Here is a 9,556-nt window from a genome sequence, read left to right as displayed (position 1 = left end):
GGCACATGATAACGAAGAATTTGAAAATTTAGTAGATCAATCTGTAGAAAATGTAGAGGCAAAAGGAGGCAAGGTTGTACAGGCAAACGCAGATGGTGCATACAATTCCAACGAAAATTTTCAAAAACTTAACAGACGTCGTATCAGGCTAGGAATAAAAATCAGAAGAAATGTTGGGCCTACATTTAAAACTAAAAAACCTAGAAAAAAGTACGCACGTGAGTTCCGTAAACTAGGTTATGAAAGGTGGCGTGATAAATATGATTATGGTAAGAGATGGTATAGTGAGAGCACTTTCTCTGCAGTCAAACGGAAAGGAGGAGAATATGTACGTGCTACAAAACTAGAAAACATGTTCCATGAAGTGAAATTAAAGTATCTTTTCTATAATGCCTTGATACAGTACGATATAACTAATAGAACGCCATGGGCAGGCCCGTAAGAAAATCTAAAAATATAAACTCAGATTAAGTGAAAGACTAAAAAATCGCTTAATTGTGCAACAAAGCAGGTTCAAAGGCTCTGTTATTCAAAACAACATATTTTATGCACATAACTCATCATCTTTTCAAGCTCTTCTTCTGTATTGTAAAAATGTGGCGCTACTCTAATGCCGTTATTCCTGCAAGAAACTATTATCAAGCTCTTTCTCAATTTCTTTACTATTTCTTTTGCATTTTTAATTTTAAAGTTTACTATGCCAGAACGACATTCTTTTTCTAAAGGTGTGTAAAGTTTTAGATTTTTCTGCTTGAGTAGGTTGATAAGTATGTCTGTAAGGTCAAGTATTCTTCGTTCTATATTTTTTACTCCTAGCTTAAGTATTAATTTTAAAGACTCAAATACCCCAAAATAGCCTAAAATGTTAGGTGTTCCCAGCTCGTATCTAGAGGCTGTTTTAGAAAGCTTAAGGTCAAGCTTGTACTCTTCAGGCTTCGCCACACTCAGCCATCCTATAAGTTTAGAATTGAGTTTTTCGAATCTCTCTTTCTTAATCCAGAGAAAACCAGTGCCTGGAGGCGATAAGAGCCATTTCTGACATCCTGTAACTAGAAAATCTATATCAAGATTTCTCACGTTTACTTCCAAAGCGCCTAAAGATTGGATTGCATCTACAAGCAGCAAGGCATTGTGTTTATGAGCTATTTCTGCAAGAGCCTTTATGTCTTGTCTAAATCCGTTGCTATAGGCTACATGGCTTACTGGGACAATAATCGTATTATCATCTATAGCTTTTTCGTAATCTTGAATTGAAACTTTACCTTTTTTGTTTTTCAAAATTTTTACTTTTACACCTCTTTTCAGCCATGGATAAAAATTAGCAGGAAATTCCAGATCGTTCAGCACAATATTACTGGCAGGCTCGTAGTTGAGCATGCTGGCAACAAGATTTATACCTGTTGATGTATTTTCTAAAATAGCAATTTCTTCTTTAGTTGCACCTATAAGTTTAGCAAAACTATTCTTTACCTCTTTTACCTTCTCATACCAATAAGACCAATAATTCCCTCTAGCCAGTAATTTGAGAGCCTCTTCCATAGCTTTAATAGCAGAACTAGGTACTAAGCCTGTAGCTGCATTATTAAGATAAATTAGATTTTTAGATTCTGGAAATTCTACTGCCCTTATCTTTTCAACATTCATATTTTAATTCCTTTTAGCTCAGTACCTGGAAAATCTAAATGATGATATGAAACGCCATCTCTCACAGAGTAGGTATAGTTATTCAGAGGTAAAAAACCTTTTATAATCAAATATTAATACTGATCTTGATAAAATGGTAAGGAGCTGTTATAGCTATATAAGAGAAGCTTGGAAGAAGCCGAGTAAAACTTACGTTGATAAACTACTCTGGGAAAGACTTATAGCTTGGCGTAAGGGAAAGACTGTAGAAAGAGTATCAAAGCCTCTGAGGCTTGACCGCGCAAGAGCTCTAGGCTACAAAGCAAAGCCTGGCTACGTAGTTGTCAGAGCGAGAGTAAGAAGAGGGGGTCTGCGAAAGTCTAGATTTACAGGTGGTAGAAAACCTTCCAAAATGGGCGTCGAGCAAATAACACCGGCAAAGAGCTTGCAAAGGATAGCTGAGGAAAGAGCGCAAAAGCGCTATCCTAACTTAGAAGTTCTAAATTCTTATTGGGTTGGCGAAGATGGCTTGTATAAGTTTTACGAGGTTATTTTCGTAGACCCACATCACCCAGCAATAGTAAAAGATCCTAAAATAAACTGGATATGCTCATCCAAACATAAAGGCAGAGTTTACAGAGGTTTGAGTTCCGCAGGTAAAAAAGGTCGTTGCTATATGTGAGAGGCGCTGAGAAGCTAAGGGATATGGTCGAGGATTGGATTATATTAGAGCTAGAAAAGGCAGGTATTATTAAAGTTAACAAAGCAAACGAAACTAAAGGCGAGATAAGCTCTCTAGTGGCGGAAGTAGCATTCACAGAAGATTTTATTTCAAGGCTTGCTTGGGCTTTAACTCAATATTGCTCAGTTCATAAATCTATTGACAGATTTAGAGAAATAGTTGCTCAGACAGTTAGAGAAATGCTCCGTAAAGAAGGTGATGTATCAAAATATGTATCACTAGCGTTTACCATTTTAGAAGCAAGTAATATTAAGCAAGAGGTTTTAGAGCAGAAACTTATGCGCGCTGGCTATATAGCTGCAAAATAAAAGCATATAATTATATCCAGCTAATTGTATTTTAAATTGTAGAAATGGAATCTCAAACGAAGAATGCAATTATAAGGTTTATAGCTATATTCTCGTTTCTATTAGCGCTTTTTATGATTTTCGACGCTAGTCTGAGAGAAGCCTCATGTAAAGGTGTGGATTATTTATTTCAGACTATATCATTTCAATCAAAACCTCTGCTAACTATATTTATTGTAGCTGTTCTCTTGATCTTCATTACGACTGTCATAAGGCATTTTCTCGTAGATTGGCTGAAACTTGCAAAGCAGCAGAAAATAATGGCCGCGTTTCAGAAAGAGCTCAGAGATGCTCAGCTCAGCAAGAATTTTTATAAATTGAAAAAACTGACTGAGTTACAAGCAGAAATTATGAAAGAGCAAAGCGGAGTAATGCTCGCTAACTTCAAGCCTATGGGAATTATTATGGTAATAGTCATTCCTGTGTTCGCATGGCTATATAAATTTGTTGATTCTCTACCAACGAAAGAAATAAATATTATTGGTAATTTTCAGATCTCCCTTATTGATAAAGGGCCTCTATTCCACTTTTTCCCGTGGTGGCTTATTATCTATTTCTTTATGTCGATACCTTTTGGTAGTATATTTCAGAAAGGCTTGAGAGTTATTAGCTATAGAAATAAATTAAAATGATAATCACATTAAGTGGATTAGCGGGTTCAGGTAAAACGACAGTAGCTAAAATTTTAGCTAATAAACTCAATTATAAATATTTGAGTGCGGGCGAACTTTTTCGTAATATTGCTAAAGAGCGAAACACTAGTTTAGAACAGTTATTAGAGCTTGCCGAAAAGAATCCCGGCATAGATAGAGAGCTTGATAAAATGGTAATGAAACTTGCATCTGAAGGTAGCACAGTCGTTGAAGGACGATTAGTAGGATGGCACGCTAAACAATACGGTATGTCATCAATTAGAGTGTGGCTTGAGGCAAGTTTCGAAACAAGGGCAAGGAGAGTTGCGAAAAGAGATGGTAAATCTTTTGAAATAGTTACTGAAGAAATTCAAAAACGAGAAAATTCTGATTGGCAGCGGTTCTGGGATTTATATACAATAGACATAAACGATCTTTCTGTTTATTCTATAATTATAGACACTACTTATCTTACTCCTGAGCAAGTAGCAAACGCAATAATACAAAAATTAAGGGATGATAGGATTGCTATCTGAGGAGCATTTAGTAGTTAAAGTTAAATCTGAAACTACTGACAAGCGCTACGGTTGCGAGCCTGAAAAAAGGCTGCTATCTGAGTATATAAAGTTAGGATGTATTAATTTAGATAAGCCTCGCGGCCCTACTTCACATCAAGTTGTAGCATGGGTGAAAGATATAATTAATATTGAAAAAGCAGGTCATGGCGGTACATTAGACCCCAAAGTTACTGGCGTACTACCTTTAGCTTTAGGCAATGCTACAAAAGCTTTGCAGGCGTTTCTTTACGGAACTAAGGAATACATAGGAATAATGCGCACACACAGAGATGTCAGTACTGATGATATAAAAAAGATCTGTTCGCGGTTCGTTGGCGAAATCGAGCAGCTACCACCGGTTAGAGCTGCTGTAAAAAGAGAGGTAAGAAAGAGAAAGATTTATTCTTTTGATATTCTTGAAATTGAAAAAAGAGACGTCCTTTTTAAAGTTATATGTCAAGCAGGCACATATATAAGAACGCTTGTACACAACGTAGGTAAGTTAATCGGAGGCGCTCATTTAGAAGAGCTCAGAAGAACAAGAAGCTGTAGTTTCGAAGAGAGCGAAGCAATAACATTACATCAACTAAAAGATGCTTACATGGATTATAAAGAAGGCAATGAGAGAGAGCTAAGAAAAGTAATCATGCCATTTGAAAAAATGCTCTCGCATTTACCTAAAATTATAATTAGAGATAGTGCTGTCGATGCTGTTTGCCACGGCGCTAATCTAGCAATACCAGGATTTGTGAAGTTTGATAAACGCATAGAAAAAGGCAGCACTGTTGCAATTTTTAGTTTGAAGAACGAGGCGGTAGCACTTGGAAAATCGCTACTTAGTTCTAAAGAGCTTTTGACTAAGAGTGAAGGCTGTGCTGTAGATATAGAGCGTGTTTTCATGTTACCCAACACTTATCCTCCATGCTGGAAGAAGAAAATTTAATAGTTAGTGAGCTTATCTTTTGCTAAATAAATTAAAAATGCCGAGGTAGCCTAGCCTGGTAAGGCGCAAGCCTGGAGCCCTTTTCTCTAAAAGAGAAAAGAAAAGCGTTCACGGAAAAGAAAAGAGAGGAGAAATCGCAAAGCAATCTCTCAAAATACGAAGGTTGCTAACGCAACTACTAATACTAATTGCGTGGCGACAAACGATAATTAAAAGGCGCTCAGTATGAATAATTGCTCCTTTTCTTTTTCTCACAGTTAGCTTGTGGTGCTATGCACCTCAGGAGTTCAAAGAAGCCTTTTTGGCTGGCAAAAGCGCTTGGAAAAAACCAGCCGGGCTGTTGAGAATCTCCTCCTCGGCGCACATCATTGCAAAAAGCTTTTTGCTCTCTAAATACTTTAACTATTTCTATATCTGAAATGAAAAACCTTAAATTTGAGAAAGAAAAAGATATAGGAATAATTACAATTTGCAGACCCCCTATGAATGCACTCAATACAGAGGTGCTTCTAGAGCTTAAAGCGCTACTTGAAGAAGTTGAAAAATCGCAGTTGTTGAAAGCGCTCATAATAACTGGCGAAGGCGATAAGGCGTTTGTAGCAGGCGCAGATATAAAAGAATTAAAAGATAAAAATGCAGCTCAAGCATTAGAATTTGCAAAAATTGGTCAAGAGGTTCTTGACAAAATTGAAAATTTACCAATGCCTGTAATAGCCGCAGTTAACGGTTACGCACTTGGCGGGGGTACTGAGCTAGCGCTCGCTTGCGATTTTGTTATCGCTAGCTCAAACGCAAAGTTCGGTCAGCCTGAAGTTAAACTTGGTATTATACCAGGTTTTGGTGGCACTCAGCGTTTAGCCCGACTTTTAAACAAGAACTATGCCAAACATCTTATATTCACAGGTGAAACGATAGATGCAAATGAAGCTTATAGGATTGGGTTGGCTAATAAAGTAGTGGCTCAGAAAGAACTTTTGAATGCTGCTAAAGAGCTAGCTGCTAAAATACAAAGCTGCAGAGTTGCAATAAGCTATGCAAAAGAAGCTATAAATAAAGGTCTTGAAGTGCCATTAGAAAAAGGCCTTGAGTTAGAGCGAAATGCCTTCAGTAAATGTTTCGAAACTCAAGATTCTAAAGAAGGCTTAGAAGCTTTTCTACAGAAAAGAGTGCCTAAATTCCAAGGTATCTGATTAGAGACTTGTAAAAAATGAGCTACTCAGAACTTCTAGATAAAGAGCTTGAAGAAATAGATGCTGATACTAAGGCAATAATTGATTTTGAAGAAGAGCGCCAGACCAACAAAATTATACTTATAGCTTCTGAGAGTATTTGCCCTAAAGCTGTAAAGCAGGCTTTGGGCTCAGCATTCACCAGTTTGTATGCTGAAGGTTATCCTCCTAAGAGGTTAGCTCAGCAAAGTATAGAGAGAATTAGGGATTACAAGACAGAATTAAGCTATCAGCGAAGATATGGTGATAGAAGGTATTACAAGGGATGCGAGTACGTTAATTTTATAGAATCTTTAGCTCAGCGAAGATGCGCTGAGCTTTTCTCTACGCCTGAAATACCGGCTGAAAAAATATTTGTTAACGTTCAGCCTTTAAGTGGCGCTGCAGCAAACAACGCTGTCTACGAAGCTTTCCTCAACCCAGGCGATACTGTTATGGGACTTGCTCTAGATAGTGGAGGACATTTAACTCATGGCTCTCCTGCAAACAGGTCAGGTAAACTTTACAAAGTCGTTTCATACGAAGTAGATAAAAACACAGGTAAATTAAATTATGAAAGTATAAAAAAATTAGCTTTAGAGCACAAGCCTAAAATGATTATCGCTGGCTATAGCGCATATCCTTGGAGTGTAGACTGGGGAAAATTCAGTGAAATTGCTAAAGGTTGTAATGCAATTTTACTTGCCGATATAGCGCATCCAGCTGGATTGGTAGTTGCAGGTAAGTTCCCAAACCCAATAGGCTACGCAGACGTGATAACTTTTACTACTCACAAGACCATTTGTGGTCCTAGAGGAGCGGTAATTATTACTGTGGATGAGGAAAAAGCTCGTAAAATAGATGCCGCAGTATTTCCTGAAGAGCAGGGAGGTCCGCACATCTGCAATATTGCTGCTAAAGCAGTAGCATTTGAGCTTGCTAAGACAAGAGCTTTTAGAGAGCTTCAAGAAAGAACAGTTGAGAATGCGCAAAACTTAGCGAAAGAATTTGAAAAAAGAGGCTTGAAATTAGCCTACGGCGGAACAGATACGCATATGGTATTACTCGATCTTAAGCCTCTTAAGCTCAGCGGCGAAATAGCTTCTAGAATTCTAGATATTTGTGGGATTGTCTGCAACAAAAATGCTATTATGGGTGATGTTAATCCCGCACATCCCAGCGGGCTAAGATTCGGTACTACCTGGATATCGCAATTAGGGTTTGGTAAAGCAGAAATAGAAAAATTAGCCGAACTTATCTGGAAAGTATTGGTAAATATCAAACCTTTTTATTATATTGGTATTACTGGCGAACTAGGCCGTGGAAAAATAGAGCTAGAAATAATAGCAGAAACAAGATTTGAGATTTCTAAACTTTGTGAGCGTGCGCGCTACAAACCCAGATTTACTGGAAAATGCTATCCGCACTACTATGTATCTGATAGAGAAGTCGAGAGCCACAAAATGCCTGAGTATTATGAGAGTGTAGAGAAAGAGTTAGAGGCTGCAAAAAATGGAGTTGCGATTTTCGACCTTAGAGATTACGGGCTGCTCGAAATTACAGGCGATCGCGAGCGAGCAGAAGCATTTATACAAGAAGTGAGCACGAACAACACGCTAAACTTAGAAGTTGGCTATGCACAATATTCCATTTTACTAGATAGAGCCTCTAACGTCTTGGACTATGTTGCTATCGCTAGATTACAGAACGATGCGTTAGGCAGAGCACACTTTTTAGTAATTACAAATCCTGAAAATACAGAAAAAATCAAACTTTGGTTGAGAGCGCTTTCTGATGGCTATGTTATATTCGATGAGGATATTTACAGAAAAATCGAAGGGCCTGTGATAGTAGAAGATTTAAAAGAAATTTCTGAGTCAATACTTGTAGCAGGTATCCAAGGGCCTAAAACTCAACAATTGCTGCAAAGATTACTGCCAAATTTAGAGAATATGAAAGTAGGAATTATCAGGACTGGTAAAAAACCATTTGAAATATTGTTCTATACAAGCCTTTCAAGTGCAGAAAAATTGTTGTCTGTCATACTAAAAAAAGGCTCTGAGCTCGGCGCTAGGCAGATAGGCAAAGTAGCTGGAGCTAAATTAATAGCTGAAAAATTGCCTAATAGCGATTTATTTAACTTTGCCAAACCTTATTTTATAGGCTGCACCAATCTAGCTAAAGGAGAAAAATTAGCTAGAAAATCAGAGTTCAGATACGTTCCAAAAGTAAAAGTAAGAAAATCTTACTTATACGATGAGCACTTAAAATTCACAAACCACTTCACAAATTTTGCAAATTGGGAAATGCCTTTGGTATATACAAACGTTAATGAAGAGCATCGTGCTGTTCGCGAGAAGGCAGGACTTTTCGACGTCTCGCACATGGGTGTAATTGAAGTTAAAGGTAAATATTCAACTAGATTTTTAGATCTTGTCACTACTAATTATGTACCTCTACTTAAGACAGGTCAGTCGCAGTATTCATATATACTTGATCCCGAAGGGCAGGTAATGGATGATGTCTTCATATATCGGCTAGCTAACGATAGATATATTATTGTAACAAATGCTGTGAATGCAGATAAAATAAAAGAATGGCTTGTATCTGTAAATTCCAAAAATATATGTATAGATAATGATAGACCTTGTATAGAAGTGGAAGGCGAAGTTACTATTAGTGATTTGAAACTTAGTGAAGCAGGTGAAGAGCAGAAAATAGATATTGCATTACAAGGTCCTAACTCTTTGAAAATAATTCAAGAGCTCGCTGATAGCGCTACTAAAAAAATTATTGCAGAGCTACGAAAGAACGAGCTCGCAGAGGTTGAGCTTGCTGGAATAAAACTAATTATTTCTAGAACTGGCTATACTGGTGAAAATATAGGCTACGAGCTTTTTTTGCATCCAAAGCAAGCGCCTAAACTTTGGAACTTAATTTTAGAAAAAGGGAAAGAATTTGGTGCAAAGCCTTGCGGACTTGCATGTAGAGATTCTACAAGAATAGAAGCAGGCTTGCCTTTATACGGCCACGAGCTTGCTGGCGAGCATAAAATAACGCCGAGCGGCGCGGGTTTCGGGGCTTTTGTAAAACTTCACAAGCCTTACTTTATAGGAAGGAGCAAATTTATAGAGTTTGAAAAACTCAGAAAACAAGAAATTGTCAGATTTAAGTTAGATCGCAAAGGTGCTAGAGCACTTAGACCTGGCGATTCGGTATTAAATCAAAAAGGAGAAAGTATTGGAGTAGTTACTAGTGCTGCGCTTGTTGACTACATTCAGGTGGGCTTGGCTTATGTAAATAAAGATTGCGCTCGTGAGGGTACTAAAATAGCGATTTCGCAGTTAAGAGCAGGCAAAATTTTAGCCCCTGAGAGCGCTACCGTAATGACGCGCTTCCCGCTAAGAAAAGAATTGCTGCCTGGAGAAAGATACCAGTTTGGCTTCGCATGAAGCCTTTCTTTCTCTTTTCGGAAAAGAGAAAGAAACTCTTCAGGGAAAGAAA

The 9,556-nt window shown here is 37.7% G+C and carries 9 protein-coding genes and 1 tRNA gene; 9 read left to right on the top strand and 1 reads right to left on the bottom strand.

Features of this window, described 5'->3' with window-relative positions:
• Window positions 1-442, top strand: a 442-nt coding sequence (locus QMD21_06530) for a transposase (GenBank protein MDI6856416.1), incomplete at its 5' end; no start/stop codon positions are given.
• Between the two features lie 83 nt (window positions 443-525).
• Here the strand turns inward: QMD21_06530 and QMD21_06525 are convergent.
• Window positions 526-1,644 carry an aminotransferase class V-fold PLP-dependent enzyme gene (locus tag QMD21_06525; protein ID MDI6856415.1) on the bottom strand — a complete coding sequence of 373 codons (1,119 nt, stop codon included), beginning with the start codon at window positions 1,642-1,644 and terminating at the stop codon, window positions 526-528.
• A gap of 133 nt (window positions 1,645-1,777) precedes the next feature.
• On the opposite strand from QMD21_06525, the gene QMD21_06520 reads away from it, so the two are divergent.
• The 8 genes from QMD21_06520 to gcvT all read left to right on the top strand — a co-directional run bounded on the left by QMD21_06520 (window position 1,778) and on the right by gcvT (window position 9,504).
• Entirely contained in the window at window positions 1,778-2,305 is a 528-nt protein-coding gene (locus tag QMD21_06520) for a 50S ribosomal protein L15e (GenBank protein ID MDI6856414.1), read from the top strand.
• Between the two features lie 23 nt (window positions 2,306-2,328).
• Window positions 2,329-2,673 (top strand): hypothetical protein, encoded by a 345-nt coding sequence (locus QMD21_06515; GenBank protein ID MDI6856413.1) that lies wholly within the window; start codon window positions 2,329-2,331, stop codon window positions 2,671-2,673.
• Between the two features lie 44 nt (window positions 2,674-2,717).
• Window positions 2,718-3,344, top strand: coding sequence for an EMC3/TMCO1 family protein (locus tag QMD21_06510; GenBank protein MDI6856412.1), 627 nt, complete (start codon window positions 2,718-2,720; stop codon window positions 3,342-3,344).
• On the top strand, window positions 3,341-3,880 hold the full coding sequence (locus tag QMD21_06505) for an AAA family ATPase (protein MDI6856411.1): 540 nt from the start codon (window positions 3,341-3,343) through the stop codon (window positions 3,878-3,880). Before QMD21_06510 ends, QMD21_06505 begins: the two co-directional genes overlap by 4 nt.
• Complete coding sequence (locus QMD21_06500) at window positions 3,861-4,844, top strand: RNA-guided pseudouridylation complex pseudouridine synthase subunit Cbf5 (GenBank protein MDI6856410.1); 984 nt, start codon at window positions 3,861-3,863, stop codon at window positions 4,842-4,844. The genes QMD21_06505 and QMD21_06500 overlap by 20 nt, the downstream gene beginning before the upstream one ends.
• A gap of 39 nt (window positions 4,845-4,883) precedes the next feature.
• Window positions 4,884-5,205, top strand: a tRNA-Ser gene (locus QMD21_06495).
• 58 nt (window positions 5,206-5,263) lie between these two features.
• A complete protein-coding gene (locus QMD21_06490; protein ID MDI6856409.1) occupies window positions 5,264-6,034 on the top strand; it encodes an enoyl-CoA hydratase-related protein in 771 nt (256 codons plus the stop codon).
• A gap of 17 nt (window positions 6,035-6,051) precedes the next feature.
• On the top strand, window positions 6,052-9,504 hold the full coding sequence (gcvT, locus tag QMD21_06485; GenBank protein MDI6856408.1) for a glycine cleavage system aminomethyltransferase GcvT: 3,453 nt from the start codon (window positions 6,052-6,054) through the stop codon (window positions 9,502-9,504).
• The last annotated feature ends 52 nt before the right edge of the window (window positions 9,505-9,556 follow it).

Source organism: Candidatus Thermoplasmatota archaeon (genome assembly GCA_030018475.1).
In the GTDB taxonomy this organism is placed as follows: Archaea; Thermoplasmatota; JASEFT01; order JASEFT01; family JASEFT01; genus JASEFT01.
This window is presented reverse-complemented; position numbering and strand designations above follow the sequence as displayed.